The organism is Verrucomicrobiota bacterium, assembly GCA_016871495.1.
Classification (GTDB): Bacteria; Verrucomicrobiota; Verrucomicrobiia; order Limisphaerales; family VHDF01; genus VHDF01.
In genome coordinates this window covers 1-19513 of the sequence record VHDF01000094.1, presented here as the reverse complement: position 1 = coordinate 19513, position 19513 = coordinate 1, and the positions used below count along the sequence as shown (strand labels likewise).

Sequence of the window (19513 nt, the reverse complement as noted above, 5' to 3'; positions counted from 1 at the left end):
TGGTCGCGGAGCGAAGGCTGGCGGGCGCGGCATGGAAGGAGACCCTCGCGGTGGTCACGATGGGCCAGGCCCATGACTTCGGCAACATTCTCTCGGGCATTCATTCCCTGAGCGACGGTTATCTGGAAACGCTCAAGCCGGAACATCCATTCTTCGAGGGCATGGGATTGGTGAAGCAGAACTCGATGCAGGCGATCACGCTCGTGCGGCGGATCGTGCAATTGCACCGGGAGAATATCGGTCGCAAGACTTACGGTGATTTTCGCGACATTGTGCGGGACTCGGTCGAATTGATGCGCGCGATCGTCAATCGGCGGGTCAAGATCGAACTGGAAATGCCGGAGAGCCAAATGGCCCTCTACGCGGATGAAATCGAGCTCAAACAAGTGATTCTCAACTTGATGCTGAACGCGTTGGACGCCATGCCCAATGGAGGCACCCTCAGTCTGGCCTTGACCCGGCACCTGGCATTTCCCGACTCGGTGTTCAGGCAAGGCACGGTCCCGCGGCTTCCGGCCGTTTGTTTATCGGTCCGCGACACCGGGACCGGGATTCCGCGGGAACGGTTGCCGCGGATTTTCGACGCTTTCTTCACCACGAAAGGACTGAATCAAGGCTCGGGCCTCGGGCTCTACAATGCCGCTTTGTTCGTGGAGAAGCATCGGGGAGCCATCACGCTGGAAAGCGTGGAGGGCATCGGTTCCACGTTTGGAGTCTGGCTGCCGGAGGCGGATTTTTCGGAGGCCGATCGCGGCTTGGAGGAGGTGCGGTCCGCCCCCACGGGGGTGATGCTTGTGGGTTCGGAGGGCCCGCGCCTGGATTCGCTGGCGGAACTGCTGCGACTGCATGGTTTCTGCGTCGTCACGACCGTCAGCGCGGAGGAGGCGGGCGAAATTCTCGTCTCGCCTGATTACACGATTCGCGTGGTGCTTGGCATCCTGCAACAAGCCGCGAGTCCGCTGGGCCGTTTCATGGAGTTGGTGAGAACCCATCGTCCTGACATGGTGGTGGCGGCGCATCTGATCGGCGTGCATCCGGAAGACCTTCCGTCGACCCTGTCCGCCAGTCTGGATCTGTGCATCGGCGCGGATGGAACCGATGGGGAATTCTTGAAAGGACTGGGATCGGCCCTGAGTCGGATCGGGGGTGTGGCTCGATGAAATCCGGTCCCGCCACTCCGTTCGATCCCGCTCTGCATCGCATCCTGATCGTGGATGACGAGGAGATCGTCCTGCACGCGCTGCGGGGTTTGGTGTCTTCGGCAGGGCATCAAGTCCGTTCGGCGCCGAACCCCATCGAGGCTTTGAGGCTGGTGAAGCAGGAGTCTTTCTCGGTGGTCTTGACGGATTACCAGATGCCGATGCTGACCGGTCTGGAGTTCCTGGCCGAAGTCAAGCGGGAGCAGCCCGACGCGACTCGTTTGTTGATCACGGCATTTCCGTCGTTGAAGACGGTGACCGACGCCATCAACAAGGGTGAAATCTATCGGTTCGTCTTGAAACCGTGGATCCGGGAGGAGTTGCTCGCGACGCTGGCCAATGCCGTGCAGCGCTACGAGTTGATTACGCGAAACACGGTGTTGCAAGCCGCCACGCTGTCGATGAACGACAAGTTGGCGGCCTTGAACCAATCGCTGGAGGCAAAGAATCGCAAGCTGGCCGAAGCCAACGAATCGCTTTCGAAGAACTTGGAGCACTCGGTGCAGATCTGCCTGAAAACGATTCAGACCTTTTATCCGACGCTGGGCACGCAAGCCCGGAGAGTGTTTGAAGTCGTTCGGGCCATGGCGGACGCGCTGGGGATGCCCGGCGAGGAGCGTCAGGTGTTGGAGTTCGGAGCATGGCTGCACGACATCGGGCTGGTGGGTGTGCCCCGCCAGTTGATCAAGAAGTGGCAGCAATCACCGGAATCGCTCACGGAAGCGGAGCGGGCGTTGATTGAGCAGCACCCTGTCTTAGGCGAGGATTTGGCGGGTTTTGCCCACCATTTGGGTGCGGTGGGAAAGCTGATTCGTTCCCATCACGAACGGTTCGATGGCAGCGGCTATCCTGATGGATTGAGCGGGGAAAACATTCCCTGGTTGGGACGGCTCCTGGGGGTGGCGGTCTCCTACGCGGAAAGCAATTATTCCGCGCGGGACGCCCTCGAGGTCATCAAACACCGTTCAGGGACTCACTTTGACCCCGAGGCGGTGCGCATTTTACTCGCAGCCTGCCGCAGGCGAACGTTCCCCGGAAACAGAAAGAGGTCCTGTTGGAGGAATTGAGGCCCGGCATGGTTTTGGCCAAGGGAGTTCACACGGCCAACGGCATGCTGTTGATTCCGGAGGGCCAGGCTTTGACCGATACTTACATCGAAAAAATCCGCAACCATCACCGGGTGAATCCGTTTCAACCCCCCATGCTGAGCTACTGCTCATGAACCCCGACCCTTCTCCCCTCAAGCGTTCGCGAGCCGAACCGCCGTGCACCTCAATCCCTCTGGACTGGAAAGAGGCTCTCTTCAACGCGGGCGACGAACCGTTGGCCATCTGCGACGAGCGAGGGCAGTTGGTCGAGGTGAATGTGCGTGCGGCGCGCCTGTTGGGAGTGGACACGAAAGGCGGCGAGAAACCGCGTTCCATGGAGGAGTTTTTGACCGCCAGCTCCTGGAATCGATTACTGAAGGCGCTGCGGAGGGAGCAGGGGGCGGAGGAGGATCTCACTGGGATTTCCCTGATCGTGCGGTCTCGGATTTCGATGATGGTGGACCTGCAACTGACGCCTATTTCCGGAGGGTATTTGCTGCTGGCCATGAGGGACGCGGGACGTCGCTGGCGGATGGAATCGCATGTGCACCGGCGGATTGCGGCCATTCATTCCTCCCGGGACGTGGTTTACCTGACGGATGCCGAGGGCCGGATCACGTTTGTCAACGCGGCCTTCCAGGGCATGACCGGCCATCCTGTTGAGGGAGTCCTGGGACAATCCCCCTCGCTCGTTCGCGCGCCCGGTCAAGACTCCCTGTGCCAGGAGTGTGAGAAGACCGTGGCCGAGGGCAGGGACTGGATCGGCGAGTACCAGAACCTGCGCAAGGATGGCACGACGTATCCGGTGGAACTCCTTGGCCGCCTGGAATCGATCGACAAAGCCGCCAACAAGGCCGTGGATGTCACCCAGCAGTTGCTCTCCTTCAGCCATGCCTCGGAGGAAAAGGAGATGGTGCTGGATTTCAACACCGTCGTTCATGATGCCTGCGACCTCGCCACCCGGTCCGTCAAGGGCAGGGTGAAGTTGGTGCTGGATCTGCAGGCGGAGACGCTGAAGGTCAAGATTGACACGACGCGGGCGCAGCAAGCGCTGCTTAATCTTTGTGTCAATGCCAAGGACGCCATGCCCCAGGGAGGCGAACTCCGCATCGCCACGGAAATCGTGGAGTTGACTCCGGCGCAGGCGCAAAAGGCCAAGGTCAAACCGGGCGCCGCGTTTGTCCGGTGCTCCGTCCGTGACACTGGAACCGGCATTCCCCAGGAACTCTTGTCGCGGATTTTCGATCCATTTTTCACCACCAAAGAGAAGGGAAAAGGCACCGGGCTCGGGCTGGCCATCGTGCACAATGTGGTGGCGAAGGCGGGCGGCTTTCTCGAGGTCGAGAGTGTGATCAACCAGGGCACCACGTTCCTCCTCTATTTTCCGGTCGCCACGGAACTGCTCACGACGATTGTGAAAAAGCAGGAACGTCCATTGCTGCGAGGAACCGGACGAGTGCTGGTGGTGGATGATTTGGACCTCGTTCGCGAATACACTGAAACCTTTCTCACCGAGGCCGGCTATCAAGTTGTCAGCGCATCCAGCGCCGAAGAGGCGCTGGCCATCCTGATTGAAAGCCGGGGCGGCTTTGATTTGATGCTGACGGATTACAACATGAGCGGACAAAGCGGCTGGCAGTTGATCCGCGAGACATCGCGCCAATGGCCCTCCATTCGATTCATTCTCGCCTCGGGTTATCTTGAGGCCGAAGAGCGGGAGCGCATGCAGCAGGAAGGGAAGGTCCGCATTCTCAACAAGCCGTTCAAAATGCAGGACGCGGCGGAGTTGGTCGCGGATGTTCTCGGCTTGGTGCCCTCCGCCAAAGCCGCCTGAGGCAAGTTCCAATCTCCGGACGAATTCCTCACGCCACCTCATCGCGGTTCTTCCGCCGCTTCGCATCCGCGGAGAGATGCGTTGTTCGTACCGTGTCCGCCGCCTTCGCTTCCTCCTGGAAATGGCTGTGAATCAGCATCGATTTATCACTCGATCTGGGCGGCAAAGGCCTTGCTCAAGTTCTTGCGAATCTCGACGCTGCTCAATGGCTGTTTCCAGGTTCACCCGTCGCGAACAGCCTGGACTCGAAGCACGTCTCCCCCGTGCGGTTGGACGAGGCTGAGTCGAAGAAACGTCCAGAATTCCTGCGTGGCCTTCCAGCGCGGGCCGGAGACGCACTGCTCGAGCCAGTGAGCCAAGGCATGATGCCGCGTCGTCGTCCGCATTGGACCGGCCAGGGAGAAACCGTGCTTGCGCGAGATCGATTCGAGGTTCGCGGGATCGAAGAACCAAAAATGAAGGGGGAACGAAAGATGCATGAACGAGGGCCCCTGCACTTGGAACCGCACGGCCTGGCCGTTGGGGACAGCGATGTGAAGCATGCCGCCGGGCTTAAGCAACCGGGCAAGCTCGGCAAGTTCGCAGTTGGGGTCGGCCAAATCCTCCAAACTGTGGCACAACACGGCCGCGTCGAAGGACCGATGCGGAAGGGCAAGGTCGCTTAAAGTCCCGACACGAACGTCCAGCCCGAGATTCCCCGCTGCTTCGGACGCTTGAGGACCCAAATCGGTGCCCAATACCTCGCAGCCCCGATCCTTCCAGTACTTCAGCAGGTCTCCATACCCGGCGCCCACTTCGAGAATGCTCCATCCTTTCCGTCCGCGTAGATCAAGATTGATAACGAAGGCCCAGCGCGCCAGCGCGCCGCGGAACGGAACCCATCCATGCCGCCGTCCGCAAGGGTGCGCGGCTCCATCGCGAATCCACTCCCAGAGAGCTTGGCGGCGAGCATCCCGTCGTCGTCCCTGAAACGCGTTGTAACCGCGCTGCCCGGCCGCTTCGTAATACCGGGACAGCGCCTGTGGACCGGGCCGTGGATCGAGCCGTTTCAATCCGCATCGATCGCAAGTCACGACCGCGCTGGACCCGCCAGGGGCGTCCGCGCAAGGAAGAGCAAGCCAGGGAGCCGCCGATGCGCTTCCGCATCCGGCACACGGGACGGTTTCCCAGCCGTTCATTGCGGACGCTCATTCCACGGCGATCGATAAAGGCAATGCGGCGCGAAATCCTGGAAACGTTCCAACCTTGGTCGGGTCCACTCCAGACGTGTTTGAACCTGCAAATCTGGACTCGTCATTTCGGCGCTTCTCAGTTGAATGTCTTCCATGCCCACCCTGTTTCGTCGCGTGCTGCCTTCGCTCGCCGCCGGCCTGGCGGTTTCGTGGTCCACGAGCCTCGGTGAATCTCCCCTGCCACAAGTGGAGCGACTGCAATCGAGTCCGGTTCTGCGTCATTTGAAACCCAACGCCCATCGTTCGTCCAAAGTTCATCCGGCCGGGGCAACCCTGAAATCGATGCATCTTCCTGAGGGTTTCGAAGCTTCCCTGGTGGCCGCCGAACCGGACCTGAGCCAGCCGGTCGCTTTCGCGTTCGACGAGAAGGGCCGGATCTGGGTCGCGGAGGCCCTCAGTTATCCTCAGCGCCGGGAACCCGGCCGGGGTTTGGACCGCATTCTGATTTTCGAGGACCGGGAGGGAGACGGCGAGTTTGAAACCCGCCGGGTTTTTGCGGAGGGCCTGAATTTGGTGTCCGGGTTGGAAGTCGGCTTCGGCGGGGTGTGGGTTGGAGCGGCGCCCGAACTGTTGTTCATTCCCGACCGCGATCGCGACGATCGTCCCGACGGCCCTCCTCAAGTACTGCTGGAGGGATTTGGGTTTCAGGACACTCATGAATGTTTGAATAGTTTCCTGTGGGGACCTGACGGATGGCTTTATGGCAACCAGGGAGTGTTCAACTATTCGAGGATCGGAAAGCCCGGCGCGGCGGATTCCGCGAAACGAGAGTTGCGGGCCGGCGTCTGGCGGTATCATCCGGTCCGGCACGAGTTTGAAGTGTTTGCCGAGGGGGGCAGCAATCAGTGGGGGTTGGATTTCGACGAGCATGGACAAATCTTCATGACCCATTGCCGGAGCTATTGGGGCCGGGGTGGCACTTCGCATGTCATTCAGAGCGGCGTTTTCTGGAACCAAGCCAACGCCAACTATCCAGCTTTCATCATCGGAGACCCGCCCGAGCGGTTCCCCGAGCTCCGAAATTTTTTGCTCGCCTCAGCCCGTTACGACCATGGCGCGGGAGGCGCCGGAGAACCCGGGACAGATGCCATTTACGGGGGCCATTCCCATGTCGGCACGATGATCTATCTGGGCGACAACTGGCCCGAGGCATATCGGGGACGGCTTTTTACTCACAACCTGCATGGCCATCAAATCAACCAGCAGATCAATCTCCGCGAAGGATCCGGGTTCAACACCATCCACGCGGGCCGCGATGTTTTCTTTTGTTCCGACCCCAAATACGTCGCGGTGGATCTGCAATACGGCCCCGACGGCGCCGTCTACGTGATCGACTGGCATGACCGGCAGCATTGCCACAACCCCCATACCGAACGCTGGGAACGCGACAACGGTCGTCTCTACCGCATTGCCTACGCGGCGAAGTACCGTCCGGCCAAGGTGGATCTCTCCGCGCAGTCTGACGCGGAATTGGTGGAACTTTTCAAACATCCCAACGCGTGGTACGGCCGGACGGCGGCGCGTCTCTTGCAGGAACGTTCCGCCCGAAGTCCGGGAGCCACTGCCGCGAGCCCCCGTTTGATGCAGCTCGCCCGGACCGGCGAGAATCCCGCGCTCCGTTTGAAAGGGCTCTGGGGATTGCACCTCGGCGGAGCCCTGCGCGATGAAGCGCTGCTGGAAGCCCTGCGCGATGAGGACGATTGGGTGAGGGCGTGGGCCGTCCAACTGGCCTGCGAGCGCTGGACCGCTTCACCGCCTCTGGAAAGCGCTTTGCGGCGGATGGCTCGCGAAGACGCATCGTTGACGGTTCAGCTTTACTGTGCCGCGGCCCTGTCCCGGCTTCCGGATGCGCTCGCTTTGGATCTCGCGCAGAGCATCGTGGAACGCGGAGACGGTGTGACGGACCGCAATCTGTTCAAACTGGCCTGGCAGGGCGTCGCGGGGCGGTTGGAGAAACATTTCGATCGGGTCTGGTCCATGGCGGGTACGAAGGCGGCACCGCTCTGGGTCGATTGGACACTGGCCAGCGCAGCCAGGCTGGACCGGCGAGGGTTGGAGGCGGCCATGCGTCGATTGCTGGAGACCCCGGACCCGGAATTGCCCCGCCGATTGGCCGCCCTGGAATGGGCCATCGAAACGCGGCAAGTCGCGTCCGAGCCATCGGGTTGGAGGGGGCTCGCCTCGAGGTTGCGCGGCCACAGTGATGTTGAGATTCGGCGCGCGGGAGAACGTCTCGCGTCCTTTTTTGGCGACACCACATCGTTCGACGAACTCCGAGGGGTGCTTGCCTCACGATCCGCCCGGCGGGAAGACCGCAACCACGCGTTCGACGTGTTGAAACGCGCGGGTGACCCCTCCACCATGGCGGTATTCCTCGGCCTTCTGGATGAAGAATCCTTCCGACTGCGCGCTTTGCAAACCCTCGGCCGGTTTGACGATCCTCGGATTGCCAACGAGCTGATCCCGCGGCTCGAAGGCTGGCCCACGGCCGAAAGAACGGCGGCATTGCAGACGTTAACCGGGAGGGCTGGCTATGCCGCGTCCTTGCTGAAGTCCGTGGGTGAAGGAAAAGTCAAACGCGAGCAATTGAACGCCTATCACATCCGGCAATTGAGTTTGCTGCGATCGCCCGAGGTGGATGGCCTGGTGGCTCGCCAATGGGGACGGCTTCGTGCGAGTCCCGCCGATCGCGCCGCGGCCATCGGCAAGTTGCTCAAGACTTTTGAGGAGGCTCCGTTGTGGGCTTACGATGGCAAGGCGGGACAAGGGCATTTCACGCGCTTATGCGCCTCGTGTCATGTCTTGAAGGGGGAAGGAACCCGTCTGGGGCCCGACCTTACGGGAGCGGGCGCCAACGGGATTGGCTATTACTTGGAAAACATCATCGATCCCAACGCGGTGGTCGGGTCGGATTTTCAGATGACGGAAGTGGAGACTCGCGAGGGCCGGGTTCTTTCCGGAGTCATTCAGGGGGAAACGGCGGACTCCCTGATTTTGCGAACCGCAACTGAGCAGCAGATCCTGAGAAAGTCGGAATTGGCGAGAAGACGGACGAGTGAAGTGAGCCTGATGCCCGAGGGATTGCTGGAGTCGCTGAGCCCGCGCGAGCAGATCGAATTGTTGAAATACCTGACATCCCATTGAAGAATTCCTTGCTTGCAAAGTCGAGCGGGCGGCGTAACGTCGATCCGCTTTCTGCGGAAGCGAGCGTAGCTCAGTCTGGTAGAGCGTCACCTTGCCAAGGTGAATGTCGAGGGTTCGAATCCCTTCGCTCGCTCCATTTTATTTCCATCAATATCAACCACTTGCGAGAGCGTTTTTCCCACTACAGGGTTTTTCATAACAGCTTTGCACCCACTTTCTTAACGATCCAAACGCGGAGCGTTCATAAAGCGGGTGCGGTTTCCAGTCCGCGTGAGGCGTGGTTCGAGCGTCGTTTCGGGTGTTGGAATCGTTTTGGTTTTTCGGCTGCCCTGGGTGCGAGGGGCTGGTAAGCTCCTCGCCAAGCGACGCTTCTAGTCGGGTCGCAACTTGATGGCCGCTGATTTGAAAATTGGTTCGGTCGTTCGGTTCCGAAACCGCATCTGGCGGGTTGACAGCTACATTTAGTGAGACATGAAAGAGCAGACCAAGAACCGACTGGTTGGCTACGCCAGGGTCAGCACGAACGGCCAGGAACTCAAACTCCAGCTCGATGCTTTGGAAAAGGCAGGGTGCCCGAAGAAGTTGATCTTCGTGGACAAGGTGTCCGGCGCGAAGGCGGCGCGACCCGGGCTGGACGCCTGCCTGCGGGAGCTGAAGGAAGGCGACACCTTGATCGCATGGCGTCTGGATCGGTTGGGACGGTCAGTTCGGCACCTGATCGACCTGGTTGAGCAGTTGCGCCAGCGGAAGGTCGGGTTCAAGTCGCTGTGCGATGGGGCCATTGATACGACCACGGCGTCCGGCGAGTTGATCTTCCACATCTTCACCGCCTTGGCCCAGTTCGAGCGCCGGTTAATCCAGGAGCGGACCCGCGCCGGGCTGGAAGCGGCCCGTGCCCGTGGCCGGAAGGGAGGCCGGAAACCGATTGCTGTAGGTGACCCACGGTCCAGATGGCCAAGAAGTTGTACGCCGACAAGTCGCTCTCCATCGAGCACATCTGCCAGACCCTGCGGATTTCCAGGGCGACGTTCTACCGGTATCTGGCGGCGACCTGAACTTGACCCGAATCCAGGCGTAGGATAATCTTACGGGTGTGACGACAACGATTACAGTGACCACTAAACGCCAGGTGGTCTTGCCCAAGGCCATGTGCGAACGCAAGCGCATCCGGCCAGGAACCTCTTTGCGGATTACCGAGGTCGGCGAGGGATTCTACGTGACACCAGTGCCTGAGCCGACCGAGGCCGAACTGGCGGCGGTGTTCAAGGCACTCGACAATGGACGCAAGGCGCGGCCCATCACCGCTGAAGATGAGTCCCTCATCCAGGACGAGATCACCAAATATCGGACTGAACAACGGAGGCGGAAGGCGTGACGGTCGTCGTGGACACGAACGTCGTGGTCTCAGCGGCGTTCTGGCCCCGGAGCGAAGACCGGCGGTGCTTCGTGCTCCTGGCGCGGCGCAAATGCCGTCTGGCCGTGACCGAGGCCATCCTGGAGGAATACCGAGTCCTGGCGGATCTCATTGGACGCCGAGAATGCCCAGACAAAGACCCCACCCCTTTCCTGGACTGATTGAGCGCGTGGCCCTGCTGGTGGAACCCGCCCCCTTGGGCAAGCGGCGCAGCCGGGATGTCAAAGACGACCCGTTCCTCGCCTGTGCTTTGGCCAGTGGTGCCGAGTTCATCGTGACCAAGGACAAGGACTTGTTGGCGATGGAGAAACCCTTCGGCGTGGAGGTCGTCACGCCCAGGGAGTTCGATCGCAGGTTGTCGTCGTAGCCACACGGCCTTGGCCGCACAAACAGTTTCATTGGAATGACCAGTTTCAACAGATGTTGAAACAAGGCATTTCAGTGAAACACCGATGCCTTGCCGTGAACGGTTTCAGTGAAGCACGGCTTGAAAGCCCAACCACAGCCGGTCATCCCGCCAGGAATCCAACGAGACCACTACGTCCTCCGGCGTCAGCTCGACGTGGGCGTATCTGAGGATTTCGATGAAGTGATCGGTCAGGGGCTGCTCGCCTTCCACGTAGGGCGCTGAGACCCGCCGCTGCGTGCGGACGGGTCGGAAGATTCCAGATTCTTCGACGTGCTGCAGCGGGTCGAAGCAAGACCCCGCCGCGCTCTGGAGCAAAAAGAGAACGACGGAAGGCTTTGGCTCGAGGATGACTCATTTGATACTTTTCTTAGTATCAATTGAAACTCCACTCAAGCGATGCGCATCGTCAAACCCCCGTCGATAGTGAACGTTTCCCCGGTGATGTAATCGTTGCGGATCAACTCGACGATGACTTGCGCCACGTCCTCCGGCGTGCCTTCGCGGCGCAACGGAATCCGCTGCTCAAGGTTGAGGCGGCGTTGTTGCTCGGTCATGGCGGCATGAAACTCGGTTCGAATGACCCCGGGCGCGACGGCGTTCACGCGGATGTTGTCGGCGGCCAGTTCGCGCGCCAGCGCGCGGGCCATTTGCGGCAAGGCTCCCTTCGCCACTTGATACGCGATGTTGGTGACGATGCCCCGAAGGCCGGCCGTGGATGAAATCAGGATGATGGCGCCTTCCCGCTTCGGCTTCATGACGGGCACGGCCGCGCGGCAAAGATGAAACACGGCGTGGACATGCACGTTGAACGCCGCTTGCCAGGCCGCCTCGTCGATTTCAAACAGCCCGCCGTTGACGGGACCGCCGGCGGAATGCACCAGGATATCGAGGGAGCCGAACCGGCCCAGGGTTTGATCGACACATTCCTTGGCGGCCCTGGCCGGATCATGAAAGTCGGTCTGCACAAAGAGGGGCTGGCGACCCGAGCCTCTCAATTGATCCAGGGTCTGTTGCGCGGTGGCGTCAAACCGGCGCGCCGAGATGACCACGTTGGCGCCGCGGGCCGCGAGGGCGAGGGCGGTGGCGGCGCCGATGCCGCGAGAGCCTCCGGTGACGAGTGCGGTCCTGCCTGAGATATCCATGGGAATAGAAATGGAGCGTTATCGGGCCGTGCTGAGATCGCGGATCTTGACGTTGCGATAGGACGCCTCGTCGTTGTGGTAGGTCAGCACGATATGCCCGCGCACCCGGGTGCCGAACTTGGCGACCGATTTGAACTTGCTCGCCGCGACGGCCTGCTGCAGTTCCGGGCTGCCCAATTCATACGTGAGCACCCGTTCACCGTTCAGCCAGTGCTCCACCCGCTGGCCCCGCACCACCACGCGTGAATGGTTCCATTCCCCGAAGGGCTTGGGGTGGGTGGGGGAGGACGGAGGCAGCACGTCGTAGAACGATGCGGTGGCGTGCTTGCGATGGGGAGCAGTCTGATCGTCGATCATTTGATATTCGTGCCCGATCGCTTGTCCGCGTTCCTCGAGAATGAAATATTTCAAGCCGTTGTTGGCCTTGGCCGGGATGCTCCATTCCCACGACAGTTCGAATTCCTCAAAGGCTCGCTCCGAGATCAAGTCGCCGCCTTTGCCGCCGGCGATGCATTTCAAAACGCCGTTTTCGACGGACCAGCCTTGGGAGGGCGGAGTGGGTTTGCCAAAATTCCGCCAGCCGTGAAGCGATTTGCCGTCGAAGAGCAGCGACCACCCCGCGGACTTTTCATCGGCGGTGAGGGTGTTGGGTTCGGCAGCCCGAGCGGGAAGCATCAGAAAAGAAACGGCCGCCAGCAGGATCGAACCCAGGGATCGCGCGAAGGGAAGGGAATGAAGCGTCGCTTTCATAAGCATTCGGATGGCGTGTTGGGTTGGGCGGGAGTGTGCCTCGTCCGGTCGGGCCTGGGAAGCCTGATCGTCGAACCGCGAGGCTTCCGCCAGTCTCCGGGCGAACTGCGGCGTTCACGCCGCATCAGAGGTTGGCCGGGAGGCAGCGCTTCAGGAGTTGCCGGGACCCGATGACGGGCGCCGATTTTCCTCGGTGACGCCGGGCGGCGGGTGGGGGACAATGAGCCCATGAATCCGGTCCGTTTTGAGAAAACACAGCTCGACACGCTCCCGGGTGTGGCATGTCCCTGCGGGACGGCCCGGCGGGGATTTCGAGAATTGGAGTCCGCCCCGGCCAGCGTACACTACGTGGACATCTCGATCGATGCGCGCACGCATTATCATCGCCGCATGTCGGAGATTTACGTCATTCTGGAGTGTGAGCCGGATGGAAAGCTTGAGCTGGACGGCGTGCTGCACGAGGTGCGCCCTTTGCTGTCGGTCTGGATCAAGCCCGGTTGCCGTCATCGTGCGGTCGGGCGGATGAAGATCCTGAACATCGCCATTCCCAAGTTCGATCCCGAGGACGAGTGGTTCGATTGAGCGGCGGAGGGTTCGCCTGGGCGTGCTCTGACGGCGACCAGTGCGTCGCGACTCACGGAGGTCGCGCCGGTCGGGCTTGGGAATGGACATGTCGAACGTTGGAGGGTTCTCGTCAAGGAGGCATTGGTCGAAAGAAACGCAATCATCCGCTGTAAACACCACGAACGGCAGGAAAGGCTGGGCGGCGAGTCTTTTGCGAATGTCCTTCGCCATGCTCCAGATTTATGGACACGGCGCGCTATTGACAAGCCGCGCCCGGGATACTACCCAAAAGGGTAAATAAACCGGCTGTCCCCGCCTTTCACCCTGTTCATTCGAATTTCCAACCTCCAACGCCATTCCTCCCATTTCCCGTTCCATTGTTCATCTTGATGCCGATGCGTTTTTCGCGGCGGTCGAGCAGGCTTCTGATCCGAAGCTGCGCGGGCGTCCCGTGGCGGTGGGCGGGGAGAAGCGTGGCATCATCGCTTCCGCGTCCTACGAGGCCCGCGCGTTTGGCGTTTACACGCCCATGCCGACGGTGCAGGCGCGCAAACTGTGCCCGCAGCTCGTCGTGCTGCCCGGGGATTTCGAGCGTTACGAGCAGTTTTCCAACTGGATGTTCGGCTACTGCTACGACTTTACCCCGGCGGTGGAGCAAACCTCCATCGACGAGGGCTATTTCGATCTTACCGCCAACCGGAGCGCTTCTCCTTCCGTCATCGCCGGCACCATTCGCAAGGCCATTGGGCAGCGCCTCAAAATCACCGTCAGCCAGGGCATCGGCGCCAGCAAGCTCGTCAGCGCCGTCGCTTCCAAATTGACCAAGCCCGCCGCTTTCAACGAAATCGCGCCCGGACAGGAAACCGCCTTTCTGCATCCCCTTCCCAACAAGTGGCTTCCCGGCATCGGCCCCCATGCCAGCGACCGGCTGAATTCCGCCGGCCTCGTCCTGATCCGGCACGTCGCCGCGACTCCGCTCGAATGGCTCGAACGCCTCCTCGGGCGCCCCGCCGCCCTCATCCGGCAATTTGCCCTCGGCATCGACGAGCGTCCGCTCATTCCCGCCCGCGCCCCTCAGAAAACGTTCAGCCAGCAAACCACGTTTTCCGAGGATGTCACCCGCGAGGATTTCGCCGAAGCCACCCTCCGCCACCAAGCCGACCACTTGTTTGCCAGTGTTCGCGAAGAGGGCCGCGCTGTTCGCACGCTCACCGTCAAGATTCGCTACAACGATCGCGAGGAAGATCAAGCCGCCGAAAGCCTCCTCGAACCCACCGACCTCGAGACCGAAATCTACGGGCGCCTTCACGCACTGCTCCGCAAAGCCTGGAAACGCCGGGTCAGCCTGCGCATGGTTGCATTGAAGTTGTCCAACGTCTATGACGCGCCGCCGGCCCTCGATCTTCCGTTCGAGCAAACCGCGCTCCGCTCCGCCGCCCGGACCCGGCTCGCGGTGGCCGTCGATGCGCTTCGCCAGCAGCACGGCCACCGCATTCTTTTGCGCGGCCACGATTTTCTCCTGCGGCCCCTCGAGGCGGAGCGCCCCGTCCGCCCTCCGCGCCGCAGCGTGGCGCGCGTCCGGCGCGACCCTCCGCCGCCCGCGCCGCGCGGGGTCCGGCCCTCGATGCTTCCGCGCCGCGCCGCGCCGCCCGTTTACATCCCGCTCCGTGTGCGCAGTCATTACTCCTTTCTCGATTCCACGCTGTCTCCGTCGGACATCGTGGCCTGGGCGCAACGGCATCAACTGCCCGCCATTGGCCTCGCCGATTTGGGCAATCTCCACGGTGCCGTCGAATTCGTGCAAGCCGCGGCCCAAGCCGGCATCAAACCCATTCTTGGCGTCGAATGGCGCGTCGATCATCAACCTCTTCTGCTCTGCGCCGAATCCGCCCGGGGGTATCACCACCTCTGCCGCCTCCTTTCCGCTCAGGCCGAGTCCGCATCCTCCCGCGACGAGTCCGCCGTCGCCGCCCGCCAGCGCGCTTCCGTTTCTTCCTCTTTTTTTCATCGTCACGCCGGGCAGCTTGAAGGGCTTGTTGCCCTCGGCGCCCAAGCGGAACTGGCGCCGCTGTTTCCCGGGCGCTTTTACTGCTTCGCGTCCTCGCGCGAGGCGGCCGCCGGTCTGCCCGCGGCCGCCGCGCCGTCCGTCCATTACGCCGCTCCCGGGCAGCGGCGTCATTACGACATCGTGCAAAGCATCCGCACCCTCACGCTGCTTGAACAGCCTCATCCGGAGAAGCACCGGGGCGGGCGCCGCCATTTTCGCGATCCCGAGACCTTGCGCGCCGCCTGCGCCGGGCATCCTGAATGGCTGCGCCACACGCTTGAAATCGCCGAGCGTTGCCGGTTTGATTTTCCCTTTGGCCCGCCGCAATTTCCCGATTTTCATCCGCCCGATGGATCCAGTCCGCGGGCTTTCCTGCAGGACCGTGTCATGGAGGGACTCCGCCAGCGCTATGGTTCCCGCGCCTCCCGGCATGCCGCGCAAGCGCGGGAGGAACTCGCGATCATCGCCGCGGTGGGCTATGAATCGTATTTCCTCATGGTGTGGGATTTGTTGCGGGAATGCCGCGCGCGCGGCATCGAATGGATCACCCGGGGCAGCGCCGCCGATTCGCTCGTGTGCTACAGTCTCGGCATCTCCGGCGTCTGTCCCCTTCGCTTCGATCTCTATTTCAAGCGCTTCCTCAACCCGGAACGCATGGCGCTCCACAAATTGCCGGACATCGACATCGATTTCGCCCATGACCGCAAGGACGACGTCGTGCGGCTGATTTTTCAGCGGCACGGGCCCGATCATTGCGCCGTTGTCGGGGGATTTTCGACGTTTCAAGCGCGCAGTGCGTTCGGCGAGGCGGCCAAAGTCCTGGGGGTGTCGGAACGCGATGTGCGCAAGTTCACCGAACACTTTCCCTGGGGCTTCGGCGGCGGCTGGGTTCCCGAAGGTCCCGCTCCCACGGGCGGATCCGGCTTGATCGAATTGTTGCGCGCCAGCCCGGTCACGCGCGATTTGCCTCTCGACGAGGAGCCTTACAAAACCGCCCTCGAAATGGCCGGGTTGCTCGACAGCGCCCCCCGCTATCCGAAGATGCACCCCTGCGGCGTCGTGCTTTCCCGCCAGCCGATGCGCGAACTTACTCCCACCTTCATTTCCAACAAAGGCCTTCCCACCACGCATTACGACATGGACGCCGTGGAAGCGCTGGGCCTGGTCAAGATGGACATTCTCGCCCAAGGCGGACTCGCCGTGATGCGCGACGCGCTGTTGAGCATGGGGCGGGAGCCGGCAGGGTCCCGGCTCCGCGACGTGTCTCCTCCGGTTCTGCATGAGGATCCCGGGGCTTGGGATCCTGATCCTGCCCACGCCCCCCCCATCTGGTGTGCCACGGACCTTTTCCGGCGCCTGCCTGCCACGTTCGACGATTCCCGCGTATGGGACATGATCGCCGGCGGCGGCGCGCGCGCCGTGCATCACATCGAATCTCCCGCCATGACCAGCCTTTGCCGCATGACGCGGGTGCGGGAAATCGACGGCCTGATTGCCATCGTCTCGGTGATCCGGCCCGGTGCCGCCAACGAATCCAAAAAGCTCTCCTTTACCCGCCGCTATCAAGGATTCGAGCCTGTCACGTATCCCCATTCCTCCCTCGAACCCTGCCTTCGCAGCACCTATGGCCTTGTGGTTTATGAGGAGCATATTCTCCAAATCTCGGAGGCGTTTGCCGGACTCTCCGCCGGACGGGCCGACGTGCTTCGCCGCGCGCTGGTCAAACAAAAGCGCGCGGTGGTCGAGGAGATCGGACGTGAATTCATCGCATCCGCCCGGGCGCGCGGCCATGACGAGGCTAAAATCGCCGAGGTCTGGGAGTTGGTCACCGGCTTTTCGGGATACGCTTTCAACAAGGCGCACTCGACCGCTTACGGCGTGGAAGCTTACCAGGCGGCCTGGCTCAAGCTCTATCACCCGGCGGAGTTCATGGCCGGCGTGCTCACGCACGGCAAAGGTTTTTACCATCCGCTGGTGTACGTGCTGGAATGCCACCGGCTCGGCATCCGTCTGCTTCCGCCTTCGGTCAATGCGCCCGGGCCCGGGTTTGCGGTCGAACCCGCCCCGCGTTTTCCCCCGGGCCACTCTGGTCCGGATCGCGGCGCTCATGCCGCTTCGGATCGTGCCGATCGAGAGACGCCGGGTGCGCAGGCGCGCCGCGCGGGCATGATTTCTCCCGGGCGCGGTCCGCGCCTCCGTTACGGTTCCCGGGCCATTCGCGTGCCCTTGACCCGAATGAAGGGTCTCACCCAAGCCACGACAGATGCCTTGCTGGACGCGCGGCAAAAGAGGCCGTTCGATTCGATTGAGGATTTTATCCGGCGCACGCGCCCGGCCCGGGACGAAATCGAAAGCATGATTCGCGCGGGCGCTTTCGACGCTTGGGGCGAGCCGCGGACCCGCCAATTTTGGCGCGTGCAAGCGCCCGAGACCGTCCGCCACCTGCGCGCCCCCCGGTTTGGCGCCGGAGACGACGCGGCGCTCGAATTCGATTTTGAACCCGCCTCCCGATCCCATTGGCCTCCGAGGGACGACGCGCAAGAGCCGTCGCGGCAGCAAAGACTTCTGTGGGAAACCGAGCTGTTCGGTTTCGCCGTCACGGGTCATCCCCTCGAACTTTTTCCCGAGGTGGCCTGGGAAACCTATTGTCCCGTGCAACGCCTGGGGCGGCATGCCGGTGAAATTGTCACCGCGTGCGGGTTGGTGGTGGAACAACGCACCCACCACCAAATCACGGGCGAACCGATGAAGTTTTTATCCCTCGCCGATTGGACCGGCATCGTGGAGACCGAACTCTTCGCACAAACCTACAAGAGCTGCGGCCTGGCCACGGTGCGTTACCCCGTGCTGGAAGTGGAAGCCCGCGTCGAGGCTTTCGAGAATGGACACGGCTTTACGCTGCGAGTGTTGCGGGCGGGTCCGCCCCGGCAAAGAAAATAACGGGGCCGTCGGAGTCCCTTTCACTTCGCGCGGCGAGCCGGACGGCGGCGCGGTTTGGCCGGCCGCAGCCGCTGCTCGAGCAGATCGATTCGTGTCAGGAGGAGTTGCTCCGCGTTCTTGATTTCGCGCTGCAGCGTTTCGAGATCCTCGCGGGTGACGCCCTGGGTTTCCATTCGCGCGCTCTTGAACACTTGCCTGGCGCGTTTCCTGCAGCGTGGCGGCCAAGGACTCGCGCGAATGCCCCGTGGCCTGGCTGATGCGGGACAAGGCTTCGTTCCAAATGGCCTGAAAGCGGGGTTGGGTTTCTCCGGACGACTCGGTCTTGCTCATAACAATAGGAATTAGAAGGGCCAAAAGCCGGGAGCACCATACTCTGGGATCAGGATAAATCCACTCTCGCGTTGGAGGGTTCAAAAAAAAAGGAGCCCGAAAATTCGGGCTCTATGAGCAAGATCCACCCCAAATCGGGGTGCGAGGACGCTTGAAGCGTTCTCTGGAAATTAGTGACGGGGACCCCGGCGATCGCCGAAGTCGCGGCGTCCACCGCCGCGTCCACCACCACCGCCTCCACCGCCGCGGAAACGGTCACCGCCCCCGGCGGGACGTTCCTCGCGGGGACGGGCGATGTTGACCGTGATATTACGGCCTCCCAGGGAGCCTCCGTTCAGGCCGTCGATGGCCTTCTGTGCTTCCTCTGGGGAGTTCATAGTGACGAAAGCAAAGCCCCGCGGGCGGCCCGTCATGCGATCCAGCATGAGGTTGGCTTCAAGGACTGTGCCGAAGGCGGAAAAAGCATCCTGCAAGTCGTTTTCTGTTGTGTTGAACGAAAGGTTCCCCACAAAGAGTTTGTTGTTCATGTATCAGTGTCCCTAGACGCAGCCTTTCCTTGTCCAAACTGTTCCCGACCGTCGGGTCTCAAATCGTCACTGAAGCGGGTTCAACTGAAGATTTCCAAGTCTTGGAATCGATTAGCTCTCTATCAGACCTCGTTACAATGAGGTTTCTGACCCAATTGGCAAGCCGGAACATTCCGTCAACCGTCTCAGCGGTGTCGATTCTGGGAGATGTTAATTGTATAAATAATTTATGATCAATTGTTTATACACTTCAAACTGGTTCTTCGCTGTGAACGGTGGGATCGAGCGAGACCTTCGCTCCTGCCGCGGACAGGGCGGAGCCGGCGGAGGACCGTCCCGCCGGGACGAAAGCAAGAGAGCTGCCTGCCTGTCACCTCAGTTCAACGGAATATCGGTCGTCCCTCCGGGCTGAGGGACGGAATCCCGTTGGGATTCGCGAAAGCTCCAACCGACCGCGATGCATCCTCCTGCGAAGGGTTACGCCGACCGCGGAGATTCGGCGCTCGGCTGGTCCTCGCGTGCAAGCGCGAAGGGATCGAGGCCAGCCGGGCTAGGTAGCGCTGCTCACGCCGGTCAGCCGCAGGCCTCCAGGTTGCACGTTTGGGGCTGGCGTGGCAGACCATCCTCGTTCGGCGGCTTCACCCTGAAAACGGCATTCAATCCGCATCGATCTATCGCAAGATCCTGGCGGCAAAGGCCTTTCTCAAGACGGTCCCGGATCAAGGTCGATTTTCCTCCTCGGTCCTGTTCCAGACCGACACAGCCCTTCGCCACGAGCACGTCCAGAGCGGATTGGAACACGGTGCATCCCGATGTTGCCGGTGATGCAGGTAGGGCGCGTCCGTCCCGGCGCGCCGCCGGAGCATGATGTTTTGCATCCCGTGGGCGGCGGG

Annotated in this window: 15 protein-coding genes and 1 tRNA gene; 11 read left to right on the top strand and 5 right to left on the bottom strand. The window is 61.7% G+C overall.

From position 1 onward, the window contains the following. From FJ404_16570 to FJ404_16560, 3 genes are all read left to right on the top strand, one after another. Positions 1–1160: hypothetical protein (locus FJ404_16570; GenBank protein ID MBM3824472.1), on the top strand; the 1160-nt coding region annotated here is incomplete at its 5' end. Next, positions 1157–2266, top strand: coding sequence for a response regulator (locus FJ404_16565; protein MBM3824471.1), 1110 nt, complete (start codon positions 1157–1159; stop codon positions 2264–2266). The genes FJ404_16570 and FJ404_16565, both read left to right, overlap by 4 nt. Before the next feature lie 151 nt (positions 2267–2417). Further along, entirely contained in the window at positions 2418–4121 is a 1704-nt protein-coding gene (locus FJ404_16560; protein MBM3824470.1) for a response regulator, read from the top strand. A 221-nt stretch (positions 4122–4342) separates the two neighbouring features. Here the strand turns inward: FJ404_16560 and FJ404_16555 are convergent, their stop codons facing one another. Then, on the bottom strand, positions 4343–5299 hold the full coding sequence (locus tag FJ404_16555; GenBank protein MBM3824469.1) for a class I SAM-dependent methyltransferase: 957 nt from the start codon (positions 5297–5299) through the stop codon (positions 4343–4345). 138 nt (positions 5300–5437) lie between these two features. Here FJ404_16555 and FJ404_16550 point away from each other — a divergent pair, with 138 nt between their 5' ends. From FJ404_16550 to FJ404_16525, 6 genes are all read left to right on the top strand, one after another. Then, positions 5438–8497: a hypothetical protein gene (locus FJ404_16550; protein ID MBM3824468.1), complete on the top strand. Its 3060-nt coding sequence runs from the start codon at positions 5438–5440 to the stop codon at positions 8495–8497. Positions 8498–8556: 59 nt separating this feature from the next. Further along, a tRNA-Gly gene (locus FJ404_16545) sits at positions 8557–8633 on the top strand. Between the two features lie 335 nt (positions 8634–8968). After that, positions 8969–9580 carry a recombinase family protein gene (locus tag FJ404_16540; protein ID MBM3824467.1) on the top strand — a complete coding sequence of 204 codons (612 nt, stop codon included), beginning with the start codon at positions 8969–8971 and terminating at the stop codon, positions 9578–9580. 28 nt (positions 9581–9608) lie between these two features. Continuing rightward, a complete protein-coding gene (locus tag FJ404_16535; GenBank protein ID MBM3824466.1) occupies positions 9609–9872 on the top strand; it encodes an AbrB/MazE/SpoVT family DNA-binding domain-containing protein in 264 nt (87 codons plus the stop codon). Next, a complete protein-coding gene (locus tag FJ404_16530) occupies positions 9869–10072 on the top strand; it encodes a PIN domain-containing protein (protein MBM3824465.1) in 204 nt (67 codons plus the stop codon). The genes FJ404_16535 and FJ404_16530 overlap by 4 nt, the downstream gene beginning before the upstream one ends. Positions 10073–10080: 8 nt before the next feature. Then, positions 10081–10278 carry a hypothetical protein gene (locus tag FJ404_16525; protein ID MBM3824464.1) on the top strand — a complete coding sequence of 66 codons (198 nt, stop codon included), beginning with the start codon at positions 10081–10083 and terminating at the stop codon, positions 10276–10278. A gap of 105 nt (positions 10279–10383) precedes the next feature. On the opposite strand, the gene FJ404_16520 is transcribed toward FJ404_16525, so the two are convergent. From FJ404_16520 to FJ404_16510, 3 genes are all read right to left on the bottom strand, one after another. Beyond that, the gene (locus FJ404_16520; protein ID MBM3824463.1) at positions 10384–10635 is read right to left on the bottom strand and encodes a hypothetical protein; all 252 of its coding nucleotides are present in this window, start codon (positions 10633–10635) and stop codon (positions 10384–10386) included. 74 nt (positions 10636–10709) lie between these two features. Further along, positions 10710–11462 carry a glucose 1-dehydrogenase gene (locus FJ404_16515; GenBank protein ID MBM3824462.1) on the bottom strand — a complete coding sequence of 251 codons (753 nt, stop codon included), beginning with the start codon at positions 11460–11462 and terminating at the stop codon, positions 10710–10712. An 18-nt stretch (positions 11463–11480) separates the two neighbouring features. After that, entirely contained in the window at positions 11481–12218 is a 738-nt protein-coding gene (locus tag FJ404_16510) for a DUF1080 domain-containing protein (GenBank protein MBM3824461.1), read from the bottom strand. A gap of 222 nt (positions 12219–12440) precedes the next feature. Between FJ404_16510 and FJ404_16505 the strand changes: the two genes are divergently transcribed. Together FJ404_16505 and dnaE are read left to right on the top strand one after the other, a co-directional pair. After that, complete coding sequence (locus FJ404_16505; GenBank protein MBM3824460.1) at positions 12441–12794, top strand: cupin; 354 nt, start codon at positions 12441–12443, stop codon at positions 12792–12794. A 337-nt stretch (positions 12795–13131) separates the two neighbouring features. Beyond that, complete coding sequence (gene dnaE / locus FJ404_16500) at positions 13132–17763, top strand: DNA polymerase III subunit alpha (protein MBM3824459.1); 4632 nt, start codon at positions 13132–13134, stop codon at positions 17761–17763. A gap of 500 nt (positions 17764–18263) precedes the next feature. Here the strand turns inward: dnaE and FJ404_16495 are convergent, their stop codons facing one another. After that, positions 18264–18620: an RNA-binding protein gene (locus FJ404_16495; protein MBM3824458.1), complete on the bottom strand. Its 357-nt coding sequence runs from the start codon at positions 18618–18620 to the stop codon at positions 18264–18266. Positions 18621–19513 lie beyond the last annotated feature (893 nt).